The organism is Candidatus Protofrankia californiensis (assembly GCF_900634765.1).
In the GTDB taxonomy this organism is placed as follows: domain Bacteria; phylum Actinomycetota; class Actinomycetes; order Frankiales; family Frankiaceae; genus Protofrankia; species Protofrankia californiensis.
This window is the reverse complement of sequence record NZ_CAAAFT010000483.1, coordinates 5,837-6,863: the sequence shown is the minus strand read 5'-3', so window position 1 is coordinate 6,863 and position 1,027 is coordinate 5,837. Positions and strand designations below refer to the sequence as shown.

At 70.8% G+C, this 1,027-nt stretch carries 1 protein-coding gene; it reads left to right on the top strand.

Translation table 11 applies throughout. The features are described from left to right. Positions 1-76 precede the first annotated feature (76 nt). The coding region (locus tag DD1DGNOD_RS24860; protein ID WP_346434379.1) for an ROK family protein at positions 77-1,027 on the top strand (951 nt) is incomplete at its 3' end.

Sequence of the window (1,027 nt, the reverse complement as noted above, 5' to 3'; positions counted from 1 at the left end):
GTCCACGACCGTGGGCCATTCGGACACGACGGGCTCCGCCGCGGCGGTGCTGCGCGCCGTGCTGGATCACGGACCGGTGGCGCGCACCCTCATCGGTCGTGCGACCGGGCTGAGTCCGGCCGTGGTGTCGCGGCAGACCGCGGATCTGATCTCTCTCGGGCTGCTGCGCGAACTGCCGGCGCTGTCGACCCCACCGCGTGCCGGCCGGCCGTTCGTCCCCCTGGATATCGACACCCAGCGTCACCTCGCCTGCGGGGTGCACATTGCGGTCCACGCCATCACCTTCGGTCTGGTGGACCTACGCGGCCAGGTCGTGGCCCAGGAGAACGTGTCGCACCAGGGTGTCGCACACGAGGTGCTGCGGCAGATCAGCCAGTACCTTCCCGGCTTCGTGGCGCGGCACTCCCGAGGCAACAGGCCGCTCGGTCTGGGGGTGGTCACCGGCGGATGGGTGGATCCGCAGCGTGGCGTCATCATCGAGCATGGTCTGCTGGGGTGGCGCGACGTACCGGTCCGCCAGGTGCTTGCCGCGGCGACCGGCCTGCCGGTCCATGTGGACAGCCACGCCCGCGCCCTCGCCCAGGCAGAAATCATGTTCGGGGACCCGCGGGCGCGACGCAGTCTGGTGCACCTGTTCGTCGGGAACGTCGTCGACGCGGCGATCGCCACCGGTGGCGCGGTGCACTGGGGCCCGCACTCCGGAGCCGGGGACGTCGCCCACCTGCCGCTGGCGGACAGGTCGGTGAGCTGCCCCTGCGGGCGGTCCGGCTGCGTGCAGGCTGCCATCTCGGAACGGGTCCTGGTAGAGCGGGCGTTCCGGGAAGGGATGATCTCGAAGCCCGACATGTGGACCCTGCTGGACGCGGCCCGTTGTGGGGACCCCCGCGTACTGGCACTCTTCCGGGACCGGCTGCGTGTCATCGGTCGTGTGGTGGCCCTGCTGCTGGACATGATCGACCCGGAGGTGCTGGTACTCACCGAGGCCGCCGCGATCTTCCTGCCGGATCTGCTGACCGACCTGTACGAG